Below are 23,278 nucleotides of genomic sequence, written 5' to 3'. Positions count from 1 at the left end.
TTTTAACACGAGTTCGGGGTGTGCGCCGTCCATGACCCGGCGCACACCCCAGAACACGTTGTGCGGTTCCCATCTCCTCACCCAGGAGATTAGGTAAGACTAATCTAACCTAATTTGCGGACGGGGGGAACCCCTCGGCGGCATCCGTTATTTCTGCCTCGGTTCCGCGATATCTCGGTGTTCCAGCGGCTCGTGCACCGACACCTCGGGGTCACGGGATGCGGTTCCAAGCGTCTCGTTGACGGCCCGCACGAGGCTTTGCACGCGCGCCATCGCGTTGAGTTCCTCCAGCAGGACGTACTTTCCCTGCCCGTCCGCCAGCGGAACCCGCCAATTGGGATACTCGTCACTGGTGCCCGGCTGGTTCTGGATCCGCCGCTCCCCCACCGCGTCCACCAGGGACACGTTGAACAGCATGGACGGCGCTCGCCCCAGGTAGCGGTAGAGCGCCTCGATCTTGGCCTCTTCGCTGCTCTGCGCGCCGCCCGGGAGCAAGCCCTCGGCCTCCACCGCGGTGAAGAACGTTTCCAGTTGCTGCCGCGCCTGCCTACGCTCCTCCTCGGGGGAACGAGCGAGTAACCCCAGGTCCTCGCGGAGTTCGAGCTGCACACCCTCCAGATAACCTGCGGTGGGCGGCAAATCATGAGTGTTGACCGATGCCATACACAGTTCGCGGTACTGGGACGGGTCCAGGGGCTCGTCCTCGGCCATTTCGAACCACAGGATGGACGTACCCAGCACCCCTTTTTGTTCCAGGTACCGGCGCGCACTGGGTTCCACGGTGCCCAGGTCCTCACCGATCACCACCACGTCCGCCAGTTCGGCCTCCAGTGCCAGCACGCCCACCATGGCCTCGTGGTCGTAATAGACGTAGGCGCCCTCGGAGGCCTGGTTGCCGTCCGGGATCCACCACAGCCGGAACAACCCCACCACGTGGTCGATCCTGATGCCACCGGCGTGCCGGAAAATGTTGCGCAGCATGTCCCGCCAGGGTTGATAACCGGCCTCGGCCAGCCGCTGCGGGTGCCACGGCGGTTGGCTCCAGTCCTGGCCGAGCTGGTTGTACATGTCCGCGGGAGCTCCCACGCTCACGCCGCTGGCCATGGTGTCCTGCAAAGTCCAGGCATCGGCGCCGTTCTTGCTCACACCGACCGCAAGGTCGTGCACCACACCGATGTCCATGCCCGCCAGGTGGGCCGCGCGCTGGGCGGCCTCGAGCTGTTCGTCGAGCAACCACTGCAGCCACACGTAGAAGTCGATGCGGCGCGCGAGGCGGGTACGCGCCTCGCGAGCGTAGGGCGCCACCGGTGAGGCGGCGCCGTCGCCCCATTCGGGAGCATCCTCGCCCAGTTCTTCACGCAGCGCGCACCACAAACCGAAGTCCTGCAACGTCTGTCCCCCGCGCGCCACGAAGGCCTCGAGTTGTTGCTGGCGGTACGGCGAGCGCCGCACGGTGAACAGCAGGTCCAGGCTCTTGAGCTTGGCCTGGTAGGCGGGGTCGCGATCGATCCGGTTGGGATCCAGCACGGTCTTGCGCTGCACGGCGGCCAGCCGCTCGATTACCTCGCGATCGTTGGGGCGCAGGTACGCGAACTCGGCCACGTCGGTGATCCGAAGGTAGAGCGGGTTGAAGAACCGTCGGCTGGAGGGTAAGTACGGGGACGGCTCGACGGGCGGTACCGGCTCCGCGGCATGCAGCGGATTGATCAGCACGTAGTCCGCGCCCTGTGTGCCGCTGATGGCCGCCAGCGAGGCCAGGTCGGACAGGTCACCCACGCCCCACGAGCGCGAGGACATCAGCGAGTAGAGCTGCGCCATGTAACCCCAGCGCCGCCGCCCGCGCAGCTTGTCGGTGGTGTTCAACCGCTGCGGGGTCACGGCCACGTGGATCGTTTCCGATCCGCCGTCATGGACCTCCGGGCTCTCGGCCTCCAGGAGGTACCACCCCAGCTCAAGATCCTCGGGCAGCTCGTAGCGGCGCCTCTCCCGCGTCACCCCGTCAATCTCGCGGGTGTCCGACGACGCCGCGGCGTCCAGTTCCCGCGCGGCCTCGGGGTGGCCCTCGGGCCACAACCGCACACGTGCATCGGCACCGGAGGGCACGGTCACGTCCACCGTGGTGTGCGTAGCGACCTCGGTGATCACCACCGGGGGCAGCATGCGCCGCCAGGGGGCCTCATCCCGAGCCCGGAGACTCTCCCGTGCCGCGGCCTCGGATGAGGCGTCCGCGCCCAGCGCGGTGAGCACCTTACGCAGGGTCTCGTCCGGCACGGTCTTGGATTCCCCGTCAAAACCTTGATAGTCGGTGGCCACGCCGCAGCGGGAGGCCAATGTTTGCAGTGGGGTCTCACCCGAGTGTGATGCGCTGTCCGCCATGGCACCACTCTAATCAGCCGGGTGACCATCTCCGGCCCACATGACCCGCCCTCGGTCGTTGCCGCGGGTTATGACGCGTCCCAGGCCTGGGCTGTGAGTTCGAAGCTGCGCGCGCGTACCTCCGGGTCGTAGGCGTAGCTGTTGAGCATCAACTCGTCCGCGCGGGTGAGCTCCACGACCTGTTCGAGCTGGTCGGCCACGTGCTGTGGGGTTCCCACGGCGGAGACCGCCAGGTGCTGTTCCACGAACGCGGCTTCGGCCGGGGTCAGGTCCACCTGATCCACCGGGGGCTGTAGCGGCCCCCGGCTGTTGCGGGCCATTCCGCGGACCAGTAGTTGGTGGGTGGTGAACTGCCTGCGCGCTTCGGCCTCGGTATCGGCGGCGAGCACATTGGCGGCAACCATCACGTACGGCTCCTCCAGCGTGGCCGTGGGCGCGGACGCGTCGAAGGCCGTCCGGTAGGTCTCGACGGCCGCCATGATCATGGCCGGCGCGAAGTGCGAGGCGAACACGTAGGGCAGACCCAGGGACGCCGCGACCAGGGCGCCGTCGGTGGAGGATCCCAGGATCCACAGCGGCACGCGGGTGTTGCGAGCCACCGCGGCGCGAATGGGCTCGCCCTCCTGCCCTCCGAAGTAACGTTCGAGCTGGTGGATGTCCTGGCGGAAGGTGTCGTGACCTCCCTGACCACGGCGCAGCGCCAAGGCCGTGCGCATATCGGTTCCGGGTGCCCTGCCCAGCCCGAGGTCCACTCGCCCCGGGTAGAGACTTTCCAGCGTTCCGAAATTCTCGGCCACGGTGAGCGGAACGTGATTGGGCAGCATGATGCCGCCGGACCCCACGCGGATGGTGGAGGTGGCCGCGAGGGTCTGCCCCATGAGCAGGGCGGTGGCCGAGGACGCGAAGGACTCCGAGTTGTGGTGTTCCGCATACCAAACCCGTGCGTAGCCGGCGGCCTCCAGCCGCTGGGCGAGCGCCGTGGCATCGCGCACACACTGGGCGACCGGTCGATCTTGGATAATGGGCACCAGATCCAAGGCGGAGAGGTTCACGTGAGAATTCTGGGCTGCTACCACGGTGTGGTCCTTTCACCGGCCGTCCGCTGGGTCGTCGTCTTCGATGCTATTACCTGTTCCGTCCACCGCCGCTCCCGTCACGTGAGGATTACCCCATGAAACCGTCATTGCCCGCCCCGCCCGCAGACTGGCGCCCCACCGCCGCGGTATTCGACTGCGACGGCGTGCTCATGGACACCGAAACCGCATGGGCCGGCGTGCAGGAACAGGTCTGCGCCGATTACGACGTCGCATTCGGCGAGGCCTCGCTCAAGGAACTGATGGGACTCTCCGCCGCGGACGTCGCGCGCTGGATCACCGATCGTGCCGCCGAAGCCGCTGCCGAGAAGGGCCGTGAGGGGCCCGACCCGGATGAGGTCTACGAGCACCTGATCGAGGTCGAGGCCTCGGTGGTTTCCGGCATTCTGGAACCGTTGCCGGGCGCCCTGGAAACCGTGCGCGCCTTTGCCGAGCGCATGCCCGTGGCGGTGGCCAGCAATTCGACCGCGCAGGTCCTCCATCGCAAGGTGCATGCGCTGGGCCTGGAAGGGACCATCACCACGTGGGTCAGCTCGGACGATGTCACCCACGGCAAACCCGCACCCGATATCTACCGGGAAGCCGTTCGCCGCCTGGGTGTGGAGCCGGGGCAGGCCCTGGCCATCGAGGACTCCCCCGCGGGCACCACCGCGGCGTCTCGGGCCGGACTATGGGTCCTGGGGGTGCCCAACGGTCACGACGAACCCCTCTCCAGTCACTTCATTGCGGATTCGCTCGCGGACCCGCGCGTGCGGGAGTTCATGACCGGTTGGGGGCTGTGACCCGGTCGTGAAACGCACGGCGCCCCGCTCCCTGCCGCACGGCAGGAAACGGGGCGCAGCGGCGTCGTCGTGCTGGGGGCAGTCAGCTGTTCCAGAGACCGTAGGTCTCGGCCAGCTCCGAGACCTTCTTGGCCCGAGCCAGGCGCGGCAGGTAGGAACCGTCCGCACCGGTGTGACCGGAATTGGCCTTCTCGATCATTTCGCGGGCCCAGCGGATCTCCTGTTCGCTGGGGGCGAGCGCGTGGTTAATGGTGTCCGCCTGGTCGGGATCCAGGGTCAACTTGCCGGTCATACCCATGGATTGAGTGACCTTGCACGCGTCCTCGAGCCCCTCGCGGGACACCCCGTTGCTCGGACCGTCAATGGGGCCGGGCAGCTCACCCACGCGAGACGCGGTGACCAGGGTGGAACGTGCGAACGCGAGCGCCATGGCATCACCCGAGGCACCCGTGTCCTTACGGAAGTCACCCACGCCGAAGGCCAGGCGGAACACACCGGGAGCACGCGCGATGTCATAGGCGTTCATGAGACCCACGGCCGATTCGATCAACGCCACCACCGGAGTGCCCGCGCGGCTCATCATGGCCGTCTTGGTGATGTGGTCCGGGTGCTCGGTCTTGGCCAGCACGATGCCGCGCAGATTGTCGACCTCACTCAGTGCGGCCAGGTCTTTCTCCCAGTGGGGGGTGGTGATGTCATTGACACGGACCCACGCGCTCGCGCCGTCCTTCATGGCCTGGATCATGTTGACCCGGGCGTTGTCCTTGTCCTCCTCCGGAACGGCGTCCTCGATGTCGAAGATCACCGAATCCGCCTCCGATGCCAGGGCCGGGGCGAACAACGACGTGTTGGCTGCGGAGGTCAAAAGCCAAGAACGCGAGAGCCGAGCGGGCAGGTCTGCGGCGCGCTGATTACGGTACGGAGTCACTAACTCTGCCTTTACTTCAGGGAACTGTGCTGGACAGGGACTAGCGCAGGGGCGTGTGCGCGGGATCAACCTCTTCACCGGAACGCACGGGGCCCGGCGCAGTAGCACCGTCCGCGAACGGGGAACCACCCATTTTTTCACGACCGTGCTCCGACATCCAATTGCTCAGATCCGGGCCCACGGGAACGATCTGGGACGGATTGATGTCCTCGTGCACGATGAAGTAGTGCTCCTTGATCTGCTGGAAATCCACCGTGTCACCGAAGCCGGGGGTCTGGAACAAATCACGGGCGTAGCCCCACAGGTTGGGCAGCTCGGTCAGTTTCTGACGGGAGCACTTGAAGTGCGAGTAGTAGACCGGGTCGAAGCGGACCAGGGTGGTGAACAGTCGGACGTCCGCCTCGGTGATGTGCTCGCCCATCAGGTACCGCTTTTCGCCCAGGCGTTCCTCAAGCCAGTCCAAGGCCACCCACAAGCGCTCATAGGCCTTGTCGTAGGCCTCCTGGGAGCCTGCGAAACCGCAGCGGTATACGCCGTTGTTGACCTCGGTGTAGACGCGCTTCATGACGTCTCGCATCTCGTCCTCGAGCTCGGCGGGCCACAGATCCGGTGCGCCCGCGCGGTGGAACTCGGTCCATTCCTTGGCGAAGTCCTCCGTCATTTGCGGGAAGTCGTTGGTCACCACCTCGCCGGTGGGGATGTCCACGATGGCCGGCACCGTGATGCCGCGCGGGTAGTCGGGGAAACGCTCGAAGTAATTCTCCTGCAGCCGCTCGGTGCCCAGCACCGGATCCTTACCCTCGGGGTCCAGATCGAACTGCCATGAACGGGCATCGTGGGTGGGCCCGGGCAGGCCGATGGATATGGCGTCCTCCAGGCCCAGCAATCGACGCACGATCAGGGTGCGGTTGGCCCAGGGACAGGCGCGCGCGGCCACCAGGTGGTAGCGACCGGCCGCGACCGGCCAGGCTTGGGCACCCTCGCCGAGTTCGGCGTTCTCGGGCTCGGCCACGATCCGATCCTCGATGTACGTGGTGTCCCGATTGAATTCCTCACCGGCGTGGACATACGCCCCGGCAGTGGAGTGCTGATCTTTGTCCTGGTTCTTCGCGTCGGTCACGGCGCTCCTCACGTCTAAGATTTATTTTGATGATACGTCATCATCACCTTCACCTGCTATGACACAAACCACCGCTGTCGAAGACGATTGTCAGGACTACAGTTGCTGAATACAACCACACCTGATGTGGCGGCCCACCACTTCTTCCTCGGGGGTGAAGACCATGAGCACGACCAGCGATCCTTCCGAAAATTCTCGTCCCCACGAGACCGAACGTCCCCGGTACGGCGTGCGCGTCCCCGGAAGTGGGAACTCGGCACACCAGGCGTCACCACCGCCCGAGACGCCATCCCAGTACCGGGAGGTTTCGCCCAGGGCCGCCCGCCGCATGGGCCGCGGACTGTCCTTCACCGTGATTCTGCTGGGCGCACTGGTCGGCCTGGGGTTGATGGCCATTGGTTTCGCCGAGGGGTGGGTCGTGGGGGCCTCCTTGGCCCTGCTGGGTGCCCTGGGGTACATCATGGTCCAATTCCAGATCCTTACCGCCTTCAGGGACCCCGACGCCGTGGCCATCCGCAGGCGGTCCAAGCTCTGGCTGATCCCCGGTGCCCTCCTCCTGATCGGGCTGCTGGGAATCGGAGCGTCGTTCCTGGTGGAACCGGTGATGGGCAGTTCCATTCCGGAGGGCCTCGTGGATGATTACATCCTGGCGTTCATCGTGGCCGGTATGACCATGGTGGTGGGCTCGGGTCTGGGATTCGGGCTGGTGGCCATGGCCGTGTTGACCCGACCCGATGACGACGACTCCCCGCTGCGGCCCACCGATTACGCGGAGCGGGCCCGCGACCGCGATGCGCGGCCGAGCTACTACGATTCCGATTGGATCAAACACGGCCCGCGCGAGTAATCCGCAGCGCTCGACCCGTGACCCCGACCGGCCAGAACAGAAAGTTCTCCACATCATGCAGACGCCCTCATCCGCCAATTCCGTGCCCTGGTTATCGGAGCACGAGAACGCCGCTTGGCGTAGTTTCCTGGCGCTGTCGCGGAGCATGGAGCGCGCCATCGACAGGCAACTTCAACGCGACAGTGAGCTGTCGAGCTCGGAATACCACGTGCTCGTCCCCCTGTCCGAATCGAAGGACGGCAGCATGGCTTCGCGTGAGCTGCTGCGGCACTTGGACTGGGAACGCTCTCGCCTGTCACACATGCTGTCCCGAATGGAAAAGCGCGGCATGGTATGCCGCAAACCCAGCCCTCACGACGCCCGCGGACTCATCGTGGAAATCACCGACCACGGCCGTCAGGCGATCAACGCGGCCGCACCCGCTCATCTGGCCATGGTGCGCGAGGCGTTCGTGGACCATCTCAGCGCCGACGACATGCACGTGCTGGTGGCCATGGCTGACGATGTGATCCCCCGCCTGGAGAAGATGAATCTGCTCTGAGAAAAACCCCCTTAACAGGGGACGGGTCCTGTCGCTTGGGGGAATTGACAGGACCCGTCGGACATCCCGATCGGGGGAGATACGGGACGCCGGCCAGCCGGGGGAACGTCCGGACGCTCTTGGGGGGATGCATCCGGGCCACTTCGACTGACATCACCACTCTAGGGGGCAAATCCATCGAGATGCAAGTAACAAGTACGGTGATTTGCATGACTTCACATTATTGCTACCAGGAGATATGAGTACCGAGACCGGGTGCGGCAAACGGCACTTCCCGGAACACTAACAGTACCGCCGTGATTCTGAGCCTCAGGGCCGGCCGACACGCCCTGCGGCGCGCATGCGAAAGCGCCCCGATTCCTGCGAATCGGGGCGCTTTCGGCGTGGCTCAGCGCTCCGCGGGACCGGGATCGCCGCGGGCGGAGAGCTACTTACTTGCTTTCGTTTTCCTTGGCGAGCACGTAGTTGTACTCCACCTGGTTGCCCTGGCCGCCTTCGCGCTCCTTGACCTCCAGCATCAGCTCGGGCTTCACTGCCGAGGCAATGTCATCCTCGTTGTGCGGGTCGCCCGGGAAGTAGAGCTGCTGCGTGACCAGCTGGTAACCGGGAGCGGAAACCTTGATGTGGATGTGGGCCGGACGCCACGCGTGCCAACCTGCGGCGCCGATCAACTGGCCGCACGCGCCGTCGGTCGGAATCTGGTAGGGAGCCGGCTGCATGGTGTTGATCTCGAAGTAGCCGTTCTCGTCCGCCTTGACGGTGCCGCGGAAGAGCCACTCGGGCAGCCCGGGGGCGTACTGGGAGTAGAAGCCGGCCGCGTCAGCGTGCCAGATCTCCACCTGTGCGTCCTGGATGGGGTTGCCATGAGTGTCGGTGAAGTTACCGTGGAACAGCAGCGGGGTGCCTTCTTCGTCCTCGCGCATTTCCAGGGTTGCCGGGGTGGGCATATCGGGGGCGTTGGGAACGTAGTACGGGCCCTCGATGGTGCCCACGGTGCCGGGGCGTTCCTTGGAGTTGATGTCCTCAATGGTGTGTTCGAGCCACACGTCGAGGAACAGGGGCCATTCGCCGTCGGTGCCGACCTTGATCAGCCAGGCCTTGAGGGCGTTGTACTCCTCGTAGGTGACCTCGTGCTTGATGGCGATGTCATTGGCGGCCTGGATCAGCTCACCTGCGAGCAGGGAGACGCGCTCCTTGGGAACTTCGAATTTGTTCAGCTTGCCGGACTGGGCGAAACGCTCGGTCGCGAGCGAGCCGGCCTCGACCGCGGTGCCTTCGTTTTCCTTGCGGGTATCAGTCATGGTGACCTCCACTTTCTCATCATTGAAAAGATGTACGCCCCGGGGGTGATGCGAGGACCCACCAAGAAATTTCACGCAACCCTGTGGTGGGTGACACACCGTGACGCTTGTCTCAAGCCTACGAACCGAATCCATATCTAACAAATATGTAATTGGCCGATATTGATTATGGGTGACGATAAGCCACCCCCTTACTTCACCCTAGGGTTTACCCTGATGTGAGTGGTATCACTAGAGGCCAGAATGAGACGTACGCAACCTGTGGTTCACCTGCGGGTTTAAGCATCATCACCCGCACCACAAGATGCGCCGGGTCCACCCGGTGCACCGAAGTCCAAGGAGTTACGTCATGACCGAAACCCTCAGCCACCTTCACCAGGTCCTTGAGACCGCGCTCGTCGACGACCGCGAGCAGGGCATCATCCGCGCCAACCGTGAGATCTTCACCGACCCGGAGATCTTCGAACTCGAGATGAAGCACATCTTCGAAGGCAACTGGGTGTACCTCGCCCACGAGTCCCAGGTCCCCAATGTGGGTGACTACTTCACCACCTTCATCGGTCGCCAGCCCATCGTGATCACCCGCGACAAGGAAGAGAAGCTCAACGCTCTCATCAACGCATGCGCACACCGCGGTGCCATGCTGTGCCGCCGCAAGACCGACAACCGCACCACCTTCACCTGCCCGTTCCACGGTTGGACCTTCCGTAACACCGGTGAACTGCTCAAGGTGAAGGATTCCCGCAACGCGGGCTACCCGGAGAACTTCAACAAAGAAGGTTCCCACGACCTCACCAAGGTTGCTCGCTTCGAGAACTACAAGGGGTTCCTGTTCGGCTCGCTGAACCCGGACGTCCTGCCGCTGGAGGAGCACCTGGGGGATTCCACCAAGGTGATCGACTCGATCGTCGACCAGTCCCCCGAGGGCCTCGAGGTGCTGCGTGGTTCGTCCACGTACACCTACGACGGCAACTGGAAGGTTCAGATGGAGAACGGCGCGGACGGCTACCACGTCACCGCCACCCACTGGAACTACGCCGCGACCACCTCGCGCCGCACCGCCGGTGACTCCACCAACACCACCAAGGCCATGGACGCCGGCAAGTGGGGCAAGGCCAAGGGCGGCTTCTACTCCTTCGAGCACGGCCACCTGCTGCTGTGGCAGGAGTGGGGCAACCCCCAGGACCGTCCGCTGTGGGACCGCCGCGAGGAGCTCGTGGAGAAGTACGGCGAGGAAATGGCCAACTTCATGATCAACATCTCTCGCAACCTGTGCCTGTACCCCAACGTGTATCTGATGGACCAGTTCTCCTCGCAGATCCGCCACGTCCGCCCCATCAGCGTGGACCAGACCGAGGTCACCATCTACTGCATCGCCCCCAAGGGCGAGTCGGACAAGTCCCGCGCACACCGTATTCGCCAGTACGAGGACTTCTTCAACGCCACCGGCATGGCCACCCCGGATGACCTCGAGGAATTCCGCTCCTGCCAGAAGACCTACCTGGCCTCGGCCGCTCCCTGGAACGACATGACTCGCGGCGTCGCCCACGAGATCCCCGGTCCGGACGAGCAGGCGGCGGCCCTGGGCATGAATAACGTGATCGCCTCCGGCGTTCGCACAGAGGACGAGGGCCTGTACCCCGTTCAGCACGGTTACTGGAAGCAGGTCATGGACCAGGCCGCGGGCGAGCTCGACAACGATCCGGCGACTGTCTGATCCACGTTCGCCCCACCGACACAACGAAAGATTGCGAGACCATGACTGAAACGTTGACCGAAGAGCGCACGTCCACCATTGAAAAGGTCCGGGCGTTCCTGTACCGCGAAGCCCGCCTGCTCGATGACCGCGACTTCGACGCCTGGATCGAGTGCTACGACCCGAGCGCTTCCTACTGGATGCCCGCCTGGGACGATGCCGGCCAGCTGACGGAGGACCCGCAGCGCGAAATTTCCTTGATCTACTACGACAACCGCGGTGGTATCGAGGATCGCGTGTTCCGCATCAAGACCGACCGTTCATCGGCCACGTCCTTGCCGGAGCCGCGCACCGGACACAACATCACGGATGTCGAGATTCTGGAGCACAACGGTGACGAGGTGAAGGTCCGGTTCAACTGGTTCACCTTGTACTTCCGTTACAACGTGACCGATACGTACTTCGGTTACAGCTTGTACACCATCAACATGGCGGGCGAGCAGCCCAAGATCATGGACAAGAAGGTTGTCCTGAAGAACGACTACATTCACCACGTAGTCGACATCTACATGATCTGAGTCCACTCGCTGTGACGGACGGTCCGGTGCCCGGCCCCCGCCTCAGGGGTCCGGGCACCGGTGCTGTCCGCACCGTTTGGCCCATTTACACACCACAGCTATGACGGTGAACGTACCCGTCCCATGATCACGGTTCACCGCCAGTAGGAGAAGATCACCCATGCCGAACCAGGTTGCACTAACTTTTGAAGATGGCGTCACCAAGGTCATCAAGGTCGATGACTACGAAACCATCATGGACGCGTCCTACAAGGCGCGCATCAACATTCCCTCCGACTGCCGCGACGGCGCGTGCGGTACCTGCAAGTCCTTCTGCGAGTCCGGCGAGTTCGATCCGGGAGACTTCATCGAGGACGCCCTGACCGACGAAGAGTTCGAGAAGGGGTACATCCTGACCTGCCAGACCGTGCCGGAATCGGACATGGCCGTGAATATTCCCGCAACGTCCGAGTCCGCCAAGACGTCGGCTTCTTCGTACACCTCGCGCATTACTCAGTTGGACCGTCATTCCGAGACCACCACATCCTTCACCCTGGAGATCGACAAGCGTTCGGAGTTGGCCTACCTGCCGGGTCAGTACATGAACCTCAAGATCCCCGGCGTTGATGTGGAGCGTTCGTACTCGTTCTCGAGCGGACCCAACACCGAGGCGGCAGCGTTCATGGTGCGTACCGCTCCCAAGGGCGCGATGTCCGAGTACCTGCGTGACCGCGCCCAAGTGGGCGACGAGATCACCCTCTCGGGCCCGTTCGGTTCGTTCTTCCTCCGCGACCCCAAGCGCCCGTTGTTGCTGCTGGCCGGCGGTACCGGTCTGGCACCCCTGCTGTCCATCTTGGAGAAGCTCTCGGAAAACCCGCCGGAGCACGCGGTGCACCTGGTCTACGGTGTGACCCGCGAGGAAGACATCGTGGGACTGGACTGGATCGAGGAGTACAAGGCCAAGCTGCCCAACTTCACGTGGGACTACATTGCCTCCGAAGAGGGCACCTCGGCACCGCACACCGGCTACGTCACCCAGATCATCGAGCCGGGCCACCTCAACGACGGCGACGTTGACATCTACCTGTGCGGCCCCCCGCCCATGGTCAACGCCGTGGCCAAGTGGCTCGAGACCGAGGGCATCGAACCCGCCAACTTCTACTTCGAGCGCTTTGCACCCAAGGAGAAGACCGGCGGCGACGCCGAGACCGGCGCACCCGTCAGCTCCGCGGACGTGGCGGAGTCCGGTGATTCGATCTCCAAGTCCGAGGCCGTTTCGTCCATGGAGACCGGGCGGTTGTCCTTCGCCAAGGAAGATTCCTTTGCGCAGTTGGACGCCCGCATGGGTCTCGAACTGGCCATTACCGAGCTCATGATGCCCAAGATCACGGATGAGCAGGTCAAGAACCTGCGCCGCCTGGCCGATGCCACCGCGGACTGCGTGAGCGGCTCCGAGGTCAAGAAGCCCGAGGACTTCGTGCGCTACAACGAAGAGTTCCACGAGTACCTCTTCACCGTGTCCAACAACCCTGCGCTGCTGGAGTCCTACCGCCGCCTGGATCTGAGCGATCAAATGCAGGCCACCTTCGAGTCCGGCACCGTGATCTTCGACCGGGTCATTCAGGATCACGTGGACTTTGTGGACGCCTTCGAGAAGAAGGACATCGAGCGTGCCCGCGAGGTCATCATGGCCCACGCACGAGATGCCAAGGAGACCATGGAAGGCGCAATCGTCAAAAAGGAGTCCGAGTGAACCAGTTGCCCGAACCGTTCAGTGCACTGAGCCCGGGCCGTTTCGACGGCAAGGTGGTGCTGGTGACCGGTTCCGCCCAGGGCATCGGACAGCGGGTGGCCGAGCGGATCGGCGCCGAGGGCGGCACCGTGGTTCTGGTTGACCGTTCCGAGCTGGCCGAGCAGGTGGCCGAGGGTATCAACTCGTACGCCCAGCAGAACGGTTCCAACGGTTCCGCGAGCGCGGTCACCGGCGTGGACCTGGAGACGTTCGAGGGAGCGGAGCATGCCGTGTCCGAAACCTTGGAGCGGCACGCTCGCGTGGACATCTTGATCAACAACGTGGGCGGAGCCATCCTCATGCGTCCGTTCGAGCATTTCGATGCCGAACAGATCCAGAAGGAGATCAACCGCTCCCTGTTCCCCACGCTGTGGATGTGTCGAGCGGTTCTGCCCGCCATGTTGGGCGCGGGGTCGGGCACCATTGTGAACGTGTCCTCGAATGCAACGCGCGGCATCAATCGCGTGCCGTATTCGGCGGCCAAGGGAGGTGTCAACGGCATCACCCAGGCGCTGGCGATGGAGACCGCGGGCCGCGGCATCCGGGTCATGGCTACCGCCCCGGGTGGCACGGAGGCACCACCCCGCAAGGTACAACGCGGGCCGGGACCCGAGGGCGATCAGGAGCAGGCATGGGTCAAGGACGTGGTGGATCAGGTCACCGATTCCACGTTCTTCAAGCGCTACGGAACCCTAGACGAACAAGCCGCACCCATTGTGTTCGTGGCCTCGGACGAGGCTTCATACATGACCGGGTCGGTGATCCAGGTCAGCGGCGGTGACATGGGCTGAGTGACGGCCCGCATTCCTGACGCACCGGGTGAGTCTTTTCGACTCGCCCGGTGCGTACAGTATCCGCAGGTACTCACCCCAGCCGCCGACGTCCAGGAGTGATCGTGAGCCAGTCCCCGCAGCCCGTGGTGCCCACCCACGGCACCATGCATCGCGTGTTGATCGGACTGGATCCCGCCCTGGAGCGGTTGAGCGACCTGCTCAAGGACTCCCGTAAGGGGCGAGTGAACACGGTGGTCATCAACGGCGAAGCGGGCATGGGGAAAACGTCTTTGATCTCGGAGTTCGCAGCGCACGTCAGGAGTGGCGCCCGGCCACCGCGGACTCTGCGGGCGCAGGGCGACCAGTGGGAGGCCCAGTTGCAGTTGGCCGGGTACAGCCAGTTGATCATGGCCTCGCCCGTGCGCTCGGGCAAGGGGTACGACATCGATATTGCCCGGACGCCCGTGGGCTCGCAGGCCTTGACCCCGGACCGGCTCATGAATCACGCGGCCACTCTGGGCACACATTTGGAATCAATGCAGGAACGCTCGCCCGTTCTGGTCATCATCGACGATGCTCATTGGATCGATGAGGCGAGCCTTCGCATTCTGTCCTTCGTGCTGCGCCGGTTACATGCCAAGAAGGTCATGTTCCTGTTGACTCTGGACCGCAATCAGGCCCAGGGCATGCCGGCCACGGTGCTGGATCAGCTCACCGGTCACGAGGTGCAGCAAATCACGCTGGAACCTCTGGATCCGCGCGGCACCCAGGAACTCGCCCGACGCCGCTTCAACATCGACTTGTCCTCGGCCGCCAGTTACGAGCTGGTTCGGCACACCCGCGGTAACCCGCAGCAAATCAACGAGTTGCTGCGAGAAATGCCTCGGGACACTTGGCATTCCTGGTTTCCCGCCCTTCCCGCGAGTAGTCGGGTACGTGCCCGCGTGGGAAGCATCATGGCCGCAGCGTCCGAGGACCTCGCCAACGTGGCAGAAGCCGTGGCGCTCATGGGCGAGGATTCCTCCCTCACCGAAATTGCGGAGGTTTGCGGTGTCACCGATCAGGCGCGTCTGCTCTCGGCCCTGGACGAAGGCCACCGCGCCGATTTGCTGACGTTGGAACTCAACCAGGCCAGCAGTCAGGTGAAGTTCTTCGAACCCTCCGCCGCGGGCGCCATTTACGAGCGCATGCTGCCCAGTCGCCGGGTGGAGCTGCATCATCGCGCGAGCAGGGTCGTGTCCGACGAGTCCCGCAGGCTGGGCCATCTGGTGAGTTCGGCGCCGTCGGCGAATCCCGAACTGGCTGCCCGGTTGCAAGCCTTCGCCACGGAACAAGCCTCCCAGGGTGCTTGGCACGACGCCGCCAAAGCCCTGCTGTCCGCGTCGCGTCTGACCAACGACACCAGGCTTCGCAATGACCTGTTGTTGCGCGCGGTGGACGCGATCATTGGTTCGGGAAACATTGCCGAGGCCAAGGCCTGGGCCGCCGCGGTGGACGATCTGCAGCCCTCGGCCCTGCGCTCCTCCGTGCTGGGGTACCTGTCCGTGGTGACCGGCCAGGATCGCAGTGCCGAAAATCAGCTCGGAGCGGCCTGGCGCAGCGTGAACATCAAACAGGATCCAGATACCGCGGGGCAGATCGCCCAGCGACTGGTCCTGCGTGGCGTGGCGCAATGGGACGGGCCTGCCATGATCTCGTGGGCGGAGAAGGCCATGTCCCTGACGGAACCCACCACCCCCGCCTACATCGAGACCGAGGCGATCTACGGCCTGGGGTTGTTCGCCACGGGCCAGTTGAAAGAGGCTCGCAAGGCGTACGCCAGGGCCTTCGAGCGATGCGAGGAGAACGCCCAGAAGCAGCGGATGGAAATGGGGGCCGGGTGGCTCGCGCTGCGCACGGACGAGGTGGAGACCGCGCAAGCCCAGTTCGAATCCGCCGGGCCCACCAAGTTCCGCGGTGGATCGCTGCGGATCTCGCTGTGGTCGGAGGCGTGGTTGGCACGCACCCAGTTGGTGCTGGGTCATTGGGACGCCGCCGCGGCGACGATTTCCCGGGCCGCCCCGCAGCTCGAGACCGCGCAGATGGACATGCTGCGCCCCCTGTTGTACTGGACGGCCGCCGAGTTGTACTCGATGCGCGGCGACTGGGAGTTGGCCCGCCATTACGTCTCCCTCGCGGCCGTCCCCGCGGACAGTTTCCTGTGCATGTCGGTGCCGTCACTGCTGGCCAAGGCCCGCTTTCTCGAGGCCCGCGGTGATTACGAGGGGTCCTTGGAATGCATGACCCGCGTGGCCGAGTTGGATCCCTGGACCAACACCCGCGTCTCGTTCTGGTCCTGGCAGGACACCTACGTCAACTCCCTGGTCATGACCAACAATCTTGACCGCGCCCAGGAGTTCCTGGACGAGTTCGAAGCCATTGACCGCCCGGAGCACATTCCCACCGATCAGGCCCGCCTCAAGTGGGCCCGCGGCCGGTTGCTGGCCGCCCAGGGAGACCCCGACGCCGCCCGTGATTACTTCGAGGACGCACTCCACGAGCTTCGCACGGTGAACCGCCCGTACCTGCACGCGCGCATCAGTTTCGCCTTTGGGCAGTCGATGCGCCGTGCCGGTAAGCGACGGTTGGCGTCGTCGGTGTTGCGCGCGGCCCGTGATCTCTACGAGATGCTGGGGGCGCACACTTACGTGCAGCGCTGCGATCGCGAGCTCAAGGCCACGGGCGTGGACCAGGGCACCGCCCCGGATCCGGCCGATCCCGTCCTCGCTGCCGTGCAGCGCGAGCGGGTGCAGCTCACCCCCCAGGAAACCGCGGTGGCTGAGCTCGTGGCGGGTGGTTCCACGAACAAAGAGGTCGCCAGTCACCTCTTCATTGCCGAGAAGACGGTTCAGTACCACCTCACCAGGATCTATACGAAGTTCGGCATCCGCTCCCGCAGCGAACTGGCCGCCCGTTACCGCGACAACGAATAATCCCCGTCGCGTACATCCTGCGATGTGCGCGACGGGGATTTCTCCGCAGAGGTGATTACTTGACGTCCGAGGGGTGCTTGGCCAACGGAATCACGGTGATGTCCATGTACGGGAACAGCGGCAGGTTCTGCAGGATGTCATGCAGTTCGCCGTTGGATTCCACGTCGAAGACCGAGTAGTTGGCGTACTCTCCCACCACGCGCCAGATTTCGGGCCACTTGCCCGAACGCTGCAGTTCCTGCGAGTAGGCCTTCTCGGTGGCCTTGATCTCGGCGACCTCGTCGGCCGGCAGATCGGTGGGAATGTTGACGTCCATGTGAACCAGGTACTTCACGGTGTTCTCCTCACGTGTCGGGTTGTACTTATTCGCCCAGCGCGCCACCGGGGGCCGAGGGCCCCGTGTTTTCGGCGAGCGTGCGGGCGGGATTTCGCCGGGCCCTCGCCAGGGACCGGCTGAAACTCAGTGGTTGCGGTAATGCGCGAGCTTGTCCTCATCGATTGCGGTGCCCACGCCGGGTACGTCTCGGACGAAAATTTTGCCGTCCTCGATGCTCAGGGGCTCGGCCAACAGGTCATCGGCCATATCCAGGTAGTTCGACAGCTCCCCCGCGCGTTTGGAGGTGTGCGCGAACGCGGCACCGAAGGTCACCGAGGCGATCGTGCCCACCTGGGTGTCGATCTGGTTGCCCACGTACACGTCGATCCCCATGCCCTGGGCCATTCCCAGAATCTTGGTCGCCTCGGTGAAACCGGAACGGGCGGTCTTGATCGCCAGGAAATTCGCACCGCCGGTCAAGATCTCGCGGGCCGCGGTGCCCAGATCCGGAGCGGACTCATCCGCGGCAATGGGAATGGACGAGTTGGTGACCAGGCGACGTCGTCCGAGGACTTCCCGGGCGTCGTCGGGTTCCTCCAGGAACTCCATGCCCAGGTCCGCCGTCTGGCGCAGCACCTCGGCGGACTCGTTGGCGGACCACCCGCGGTTGGCATCCATGTAGAGGTGCGCCTCGGGGCCGAGGCCCTCGCGAAGAACGCGGGCTGCCTCGATGTCCAGGGTGATGGGGTGGCGCCCCGTCTTGAGCTTGAACGTGTTGATTCCGTGCTTCTCGCGGAATTCCAAAGCCATTTGCAGCAGTTCCTGCGCCGGTTTGAACCCGAGCATGTGCGACACCGTCATGTGGTCCGTGTAGCCGCCCAGCAACGAAGACACCGGCTGGTTCAAATACTTGCCGATCACGTCCCACACGGCAATGTCCACGGCGCCCTTGGCCGTCTGGTTGTGCACCGTGCGGTCCATGACGGTTTGCATGCGATCGCGGGCGAAAATGTCCAGCCCGGAGAGCTGGGGCGAGAAGATGTCCTCCACGACCGCCATGATGGACTTCTGTGTCTCACCGTACGTGTAGGGGCGGGGCGGGGTGTCGGCGACCCCTACGATGCCCTCGTCCGTGTGCACACGCACCAACACGTGATCGGCCTCTGCCACCGAGCCCGATGCGAAGTGCAGGGGGTGGACGTAGGGAATCGAATAAGGAATCGCCTCGATGCGGGTGATTTTCATGCATGGCCTTTCGTGCCGGAGGTTGCCTCGCTGACATCCATCACGAGGTTCACAAAGTTGTGCAGCAGCGTGGAGCGGTCTTCCCTGCGCCACGCCACGGCGAGCTCACTGTCCGGAGAGTCCTCGAGCGGCGCGTAGACCACGCCCTCGAGCTGGAAGGAACGCACCGCCTCCGGGACCACGGCCACTCCCCCGCCCGCGGCCACGAAGGACAGCATGGTGGAGGTTTCCTTGGCCACCTGGCCGATGCGGGGTTGGAAGCCGCCCCGGCGGCACAGTTCGGAAACCATCCGGTACATGACCGATTCCGGCGGGTAGGTGATGAAGGGTTGTTCCTGGAGTTCATTGATGGCCACGGGGCGTCCGGTGGCCAAGGGGCTGTGGGACGGCAGGGCCACCACGAGCTTCTCGCGTGCCACCACTTTGTACTCGATCTCGGAGGAGGCCACCGGCGGGCGCAGCATCGCGGCGTCCAACGTGCGATCGCGCAACCCGGCTTCCATGGCGGGCGTGAGCATTTCGCCCTGCAGCGTCATGGACAATCCGGGCAACGCCTGCTTCACGTGACGCACGATCTTGGGCATGACCCCGTAGGTCGCCGATCCGGAGAACCCCACTCGCAGCACACCGGTGGCACCGTTGCCCACCTGAAAGACGTCCGCTTTGAGGGTCTCCACCTCGTTGACGATCTTGCGTCCGCGGTCCAGCAGCTCCTGCCCCGCCGCGGTCAGATCAACGCGGCGCGTGGTGCGGTCCAACAACTTGACGCCCAGCTGTTCCTCGAGCTGGCGAATCTGCTGCGACAGGGGAGGCTGGGCCATGTGCAGACGCTTGGCCGCACGGCCGAAATGACGCTCCTCGGCCACGGCTATGAAGTAGTTCAGTTGTCGAAGCTCCATGGGGTCCCGCTTCTTCCCGACGTTGTTTTATTAGGATCCTATCTACAATCGGGGTGATTAGGAACATGTTTGGATAAAATAGTTTGGCAGCCTTGAAAGTTCGCCTCAGCGGGTCGGAACACAGTCAGGGGCGCTCGCGCAGCACGTGCTTTTGAATCTTGCCCGTGGTCGTTCGGGGTAGTTCAGCCACCACGTCGATCACGGCGGGTAACTTGTAGCTGGCCAGCCGGTCCTGGAGATGCTCCCGGATCCGTGGACCCGTCAGGCCTGCGGTGTCCGGGAAGAGCACCACGAATGCGCGGCCTGTTTCGCCCCATTTCTCGTCCGGGACACCGATGACCGCGGCTTCCTGCACTCCGGACACATCCAACAAGGCGTTCTCCACCTCTGCCGGGTACACGTTCTCCCCACCGGAGATGTACATGTCCTTGATGCGATCCTTGATGAACAAATAGCCGTCCTCGTCCTCCACGGCAATATCACCCGAGTGGTACCACCCGCCGTCCAAGGCCTTGGCGGTTTCCTCCGGCTTGTTCCAGTACCCCGCCATCACATTGGGCCCGCGAACAATGACCTCCCCGGCCTGACCCGGAGCCACGGGATCACCCAGTGGATCAACGAGTCCGGATTCCGTGAAGAAGTGCTGGCGCCCCGCGGAGCCCAACTTGACTACGCCGTCGCGCGGCTCGAGCATCCGCACGCCGGGGGCGGTCTCGGTCATGCCGAAGCCCTGCATCACGGCCACGTCCAGCTCGGCCCAGGTGCGCAGCATCCGTTCCGGCAGGGGTGAACCACCCACCATGAACGCACGAACGGAGGAAAAATCGGCGGTGTCGAAGCCCTCCGTATGGGAGAGCGAATCCAGCATGGCCGGAACCATGAACGAGGACGTCACGCGGGAATCCTCGAGCTCGCGCAACACGTCCACCGCTCGGAACTGACGATGGATGATGATCGTCCCGCCCAGCATGAACGTGGGCAGTGTCATCATGTTGAGCCCGGCGATGTGGAACAGCGGCGCCACCGCAAGGTGCACCTCGTCCTGACGTAGGTCCTGCCCGATCATCGCGTTGACGTACTGGTAGAAGAGGTTGTTGTGGGTCAACATGGCGCCCTTGGGCTTACCGGTGGTTCCCGAGGTGTACATGATGAGCGCCAGCTCGTCGAGGTCGAGCTGCTCATCGACGGCCGCTTCCCCACCGGACTGCAGGAACGCTTCGTAATCCTGCCCCGGGCCTTCCCCGTCCACGCTCAGCCACGTGCGCACGTCCGTCAGCTCCGGCTCCAGTACCGTGGCGTTCGCGCCCTGATCCCGACCGAAGGCCACCGTGGTGGCACCGCAGTCGCGAAGGATGTAGTCGACCTCCGCCCGCCGCAAGCGCGGATTGATGAGCACCGCGGCAGCGCCGAGCAAGCCGGTGGCGAAGAACGTTTCGAGCAGAGACGGGTGATTGAACCCCATGTAGGCGACCCGGTCCCCGTGTTCCACGCCGGAGTCGCGTAGTGCGTTGGCCAGCTTGCGGACCCGCAGTTCGAAGTCCCGGTAGGACACGGATCGCCCCTCGAACACCACAGCGGTTGCGTCGGGACGGACCATGACGCGGCGGGCGGGCCACGTGCCGATTCCAAGGTTCACGGTTTTCCTCCTCAGCTCCCCGCGGGGAGCGCAGCACCGCGACGAATGTCACGTGCAAACCATGGAATCGTCAATCGTTGTGATTGTCAATAGTTATTGATCGCACACAATCACTCGTGTCAATTCACGCCCTCGCATGATGCAATGGTGACCATGAGCGAACCGATTGCCCAGGCCAAGGAAGAGCTGACCCCCGATGCCCGGGGCTCGTGGGCGGCCACGGTCAAGTCCTTGGTGATCCCCCGCCCCATTGCGTGGATCTCCACCCGCTCGGCCGCCGGCGTGGACAATCTCTCGCCCCACTCGTACTTCACCATGGTCTCCTCCGACCCGACCATTGTGCAGTTCGTCTCCACCGGGATGAAGGACACCCTGCGCAATGTGTTGGAGACCCGGGAGTTCGTGGTCAACCACACCTCCGTGGCGCTCTTCGAGAAGATCAATGCCACGGGGACCGATTACCCACCCGATGTCAGCGAATTCGACCGGGTCGGTCTCACCAGGCAACCCTCCCGCACGGTTGCGGCCCCGCGGGTGGCGGAATCGCCGGCGAGCATGGAATGCACCCTGCATGGCGAGCCCCTGCGGGTGGGAAACGGTTACGTGGTCTTCGGTGAAGTCACGCACGTGGCCGTGATCCCGAGCGCATTGGGCGAGCGAGGACCAGTGGCGCGGGCGCTGGATCCAATTGCCCGCCTGGGGCACGACGAATGGGCCGGCCTGGGCGAGATTCGGTCGATCCGACGCATCCCGTACGACAGCATCAAGAATCGCACCGACGGCGATCCCACCTGACGCACCGACGGGCTGCGCACTGCGCGGGAAGGGCGACGCCGCCGCGAGAGTCTCGCGGCGGCGTCGCCCTTCGTGGCTGGCCGGAACCGCACAAGGAACCAGCCGTGCCCGGCCCCGAAGCACTCAGTGGTCCAGCAAGTGCTCCTCAAGGATCTTCTCTTTGACCGCCCGGCGCAGGGTTTTCCCCAGCATGGTGCGCGGCAGCTCGTCCATGGCCACGATCCGGCGGGGCACCTTGTATCGGGTGACCTTGTCGTAGCAGTGCTCGCGCAACTGCTCCTCGTTCAGGGAGGCCCCGGGAGCAAGCATCACCGCGGCCACCACGGTCTCGTTGCCGTTGTCATTGGGGATGCCCACGACCGCGGCGTCCTCGACCGAGTCGTGGAGTTTGAGCGCCGTTTCCACCTCGGTGGGTGCCACATTGAAGCCACCGGTGATGATGACCTCCTTGATCCGATCGACCACCCGCAGGAAGCCCCGCTCGTCCACGGTGACAATGTCCCCGGTGCGCAGCCAGCCGTCCTCGGTGAGCAGCTTGGCCGTTTCCTCCGGGCGCTTCCAGTACCCCTGGGTGACCTGAGGACCGGTGACCCACAGCTCACCCTCCTGATCCAGGGCCACATCCTCCCCGGACTCCGGATCGACCAACCGGATGTCGGTGCTGGGGAACGGAACACCGATCGACCCGGCGGTGCGCTGGTCGCTCAGCGGATTGCATGAGACCAGGGGTGAGCACTCGGTCAGGCCGTACCCCTCGATCAACATGCCGTGCGTGGCATCTTCCCAGGCCTTGACCAGTGGAACGGGCAGAGTCATGGCCCCGGAAACCGCTACGCGAATGCCGGACAGGTCCTTGCCCTGCTCCTGCGCCGCATCCAAAACCTTTTGGTACACCGGCGGCACGGCCGGTAGCACGGTGGGCATGGACTTCTTCATGGCCTTCAGGATCAAATCCGCTCGCACCGTGGGGAAGAGCACGAGCTTGGCGCCCAGGGACATGGCGAACGTCATGCCCAGGGTCAGACCGAACGCGTGGAACAGCGGCAGCACTGCGTACACGACTTCCTCGGAGGTGGTGCCGAGCCAGTGCTGACCCATGACCGCGTTGGACTCCAGGTTCCGATGTGTGAGCATTGCGCCCTTGGGTGTGCCGGTGGTGCCCGAGGTGTACTGCAGTAGGGCCACGTCCGTGGCCGAGGGGCGGCGGTGATCCGCGCGAATCGGATCCGCGCTGATCAGCTTGCGCCACGGCACGGTGCCGGGGGCCGCCTCGGTGAGCTCAGCTCGTTGCTGCCTGAGTTTCTTGACGGGCAACCGGAGCGCGGTGCGCATGACCAGCGGCATCGCCGCCGTGATGTCCACGGACACGATGTGTTCGATGTTGAGGTCCTTGGGCATGGACGTGATCCGCGAGGCGATCTTGTCCCACACGATGGCGACCCGAGCACCGTGGTCCTCGAACTGGTGTCGGAGTTCGGGTGCCGTGTACAGCGGGTTGTGCTCGACCACGATGGCGCCCAGGCGCATGGCTGCATAGAACGCCACGATGTGCTGCGGGCAGTTGGGCAAGACGATGGCCACGCGGTCACCGGCCTCCACGCCCATGAG

The 23,278-nt window shown here is 64.3% G+C and carries 19 protein-coding genes; 9 read left to right on the top strand and 10 right to left on the bottom strand.

Annotated features, from left to right (window positions below):
* Positions 1-147: 147 nt before the first annotated feature.
* Together malQ and Q4E95_RS04465 are read right to left on the bottom strand one after the other, a co-directional pair.
* Complete coding sequence (gene malQ, locus Q4E95_RS04470; RefSeq protein ID WP_303382162.1) at positions 148-2,376, bottom strand: 4-alpha-glucanotransferase; 2,229 nt, start codon at positions 2,374-2,376, stop codon at positions 148-150.
* A 68-nt stretch (positions 2,377-2,444) separates the two neighbouring features.
* Complete coding sequence (locus tag Q4E95_RS04465; RefSeq protein WP_303382161.1) at positions 2,445-3,428, bottom strand: LLM class flavin-dependent oxidoreductase; 984 nt, start codon at positions 3,426-3,428, stop codon at positions 2,445-2,447.
* A 119-nt stretch (positions 3,429-3,547) separates the two neighbouring features.
* On the opposite strand from Q4E95_RS04465, the gene Q4E95_RS04460 reads away from it, so the two are divergent.
* A complete protein-coding gene (locus Q4E95_RS04460) occupies positions 3,548-4,252 on the top strand; it encodes an HAD family phosphatase (RefSeq protein WP_303382160.1) in 705 nt (234 codons plus the stop codon).
* A gap of 82 nt (positions 4,253-4,334) precedes the next feature.
* Here Q4E95_RS04460 and Q4E95_RS04455 read toward each other — a convergent pair whose 3' ends face one another.
* Both Q4E95_RS04455 and Q4E95_RS04450 read right to left on the bottom strand, forming a co-directional pair.
* Entirely contained in the window at positions 4,335-5,180 is an 846-nt protein-coding gene (locus Q4E95_RS04455; RefSeq protein ID WP_303382159.1) for a CoA ester lyase, read from the bottom strand.
* Between the two features lie 40 nt (positions 5,181-5,220).
* Positions 5,221-6,300 carry a glutathione S-transferase family protein gene (locus Q4E95_RS04450; protein WP_303382158.1) on the bottom strand — a complete coding sequence of 360 codons (1,080 nt, stop codon included), beginning with the start codon at positions 6,298-6,300 and terminating at the stop codon, positions 5,221-5,223.
* Positions 6,301-6,463: 163 nt separating this feature from the next.
* On the opposite strand from Q4E95_RS04450, the gene Q4E95_RS04445 reads away from it, so the two are divergent.
* Together Q4E95_RS04445 and Q4E95_RS04440 are read left to right on the top strand one after the other, a co-directional pair.
* A complete protein-coding gene (locus Q4E95_RS04445) occupies positions 6,464-7,147 on the top strand; it encodes a hypothetical protein (RefSeq protein WP_303382157.1) in 684 nt (227 codons plus the stop codon).
* 55 nt (positions 7,148-7,202) lie between these two features.
* The gene (locus Q4E95_RS04440) at positions 7,203-7,688 is read left to right on the top strand and encodes a MarR family winged helix-turn-helix transcriptional regulator (protein WP_303382156.1); all 486 of its coding nucleotides are present in this window, start codon (positions 7,203-7,205) and stop codon (positions 7,686-7,688) included.
* Between the two features lie 431 nt (positions 7,689-8,119).
* Here the strand turns inward: Q4E95_RS04440 and catA are convergent, their stop codons facing one another.
* Positions 8,120-8,989, bottom strand: a complete 870-nt coding sequence (gene catA, locus Q4E95_RS04435; protein ID WP_303382155.1) for a catechol 1,2-dioxygenase — start codon at positions 8,987-8,989, stop codon at positions 8,120-8,122.
* A 349-nt stretch (positions 8,990-9,338) separates the two neighbouring features.
* On the opposite strand from catA, the gene benA reads away from it, so the two are divergent.
* The 5 genes from benA (at position 9,339) to Q4E95_RS04410 (ending at position 16,779) form a co-directional block, all read left to right on the top strand.
* Positions 9,339-10,706 carry a benzoate 1,2-dioxygenase large subunit gene (gene benA / locus Q4E95_RS04430; RefSeq protein ID WP_303382154.1) on the top strand — a complete coding sequence of 456 codons (1,368 nt, stop codon included), beginning with the start codon at positions 9,339-9,341 and terminating at the stop codon, positions 10,704-10,706.
* Between the two features lie 41 nt (positions 10,707-10,747).
* Entirely contained in the window at positions 10,748-11,263 is a 516-nt protein-coding gene (gene benB, locus Q4E95_RS04425; protein WP_303382153.1) for a benzoate 1,2-dioxygenase small subunit, read from the top strand.
* Positions 11,264-11,423: 160 nt separating this feature from the next.
* Positions 11,424-12,995 (top strand): benzoate 1,2-dioxygenase electron transfer component BenC, encoded by a 1,572-nt coding sequence (gene benC, locus Q4E95_RS04420; RefSeq protein WP_303382152.1) that lies wholly within the window; start codon positions 11,424-11,426, stop codon positions 12,993-12,995.
* Positions 12,992-13,825: a 1,6-dihydroxycyclohexa-2,4-diene-1-carboxylate dehydrogenase gene (locus Q4E95_RS04415; protein ID WP_303382151.1), complete on the top strand. Its 834-nt coding sequence runs from the start codon at positions 12,992-12,994 to the stop codon at positions 13,823-13,825. Before benC ends, Q4E95_RS04415 begins: the two co-directional genes overlap by 4 nt.
* A gap of 104 nt (positions 13,826-13,929) precedes the next feature.
* Positions 13,930-16,779, top strand: a complete 2,850-nt coding sequence (locus Q4E95_RS04410; RefSeq protein ID WP_303382150.1) for an AAA family ATPase — start codon at positions 13,930-13,932, stop codon at positions 16,777-16,779.
* 55 nt (positions 16,780-16,834) lie between these two features.
* Here Q4E95_RS04410 and catC read toward each other — a convergent pair whose 3' ends face one another.
* From catC to Q4E95_RS04390, 4 genes are all read right to left on the bottom strand, one after another.
* Positions 16,835-17,113 (bottom strand): muconolactone Delta-isomerase, encoded by a 279-nt coding sequence (catC, locus tag Q4E95_RS04405; RefSeq protein ID WP_303382149.1) that lies wholly within the window; start codon positions 17,111-17,113, stop codon positions 16,835-16,837.
* Positions 17,114-17,239: 126 nt separating this feature from the next.
* On the bottom strand, positions 17,240-18,340 hold the full coding sequence (locus Q4E95_RS04400) for a mandelate racemase/muconate lactonizing enzyme family protein (RefSeq protein WP_303382148.1): 1,101 nt from the start codon (positions 18,338-18,340) through the stop codon (positions 17,240-17,242).
* A complete protein-coding gene (locus tag Q4E95_RS04395) occupies positions 18,337-19,239 on the bottom strand; it encodes a LysR substrate-binding domain-containing protein (protein WP_303382147.1) in 903 nt (300 codons plus the stop codon). Before Q4E95_RS04395 ends, Q4E95_RS04400 begins: the two co-directional genes overlap by 4 nt.
* Positions 19,240-19,363: 124 nt before the next feature.
* Positions 19,364-20,875 carry a long-chain fatty acid--CoA ligase gene (locus tag Q4E95_RS04390; protein WP_303382146.1) on the bottom strand — a complete coding sequence of 504 codons (1,512 nt, stop codon included), beginning with the start codon at positions 20,873-20,875 and terminating at the stop codon, positions 19,364-19,366.
* Between the two features lie 153 nt (positions 20,876-21,028).
* On the opposite strand from Q4E95_RS04390, the gene Q4E95_RS04385 reads away from it, so the two are divergent.
* A complete protein-coding gene (locus Q4E95_RS04385) occupies positions 21,029-21,670 on the top strand; it encodes a flavin reductase family protein (RefSeq protein WP_368660307.1) in 642 nt (213 codons plus the stop codon).
* 123 nt (positions 21,671-21,793) lie between these two features.
* Here Q4E95_RS04385 and Q4E95_RS04380 read toward each other — a convergent pair.
* Positions 21,794-23,278, bottom strand: a 1,485-nt coding sequence (locus Q4E95_RS04380; protein WP_303382144.1) for a long-chain-fatty-acid--CoA ligase, incomplete at its 5' end; no start/stop codon positions are given.

Origin of the sequence: Kocuria sp., from assembly GCF_030536815.1 — a bacterium.
Lineage (GTDB): Bacteria > Actinomycetota > Actinomycetes > Actinomycetales > Micrococcaceae > Kocuria > Kocuria gwangalliensis.
This window is presented reverse-complemented; position numbering and strand designations above follow the sequence as displayed.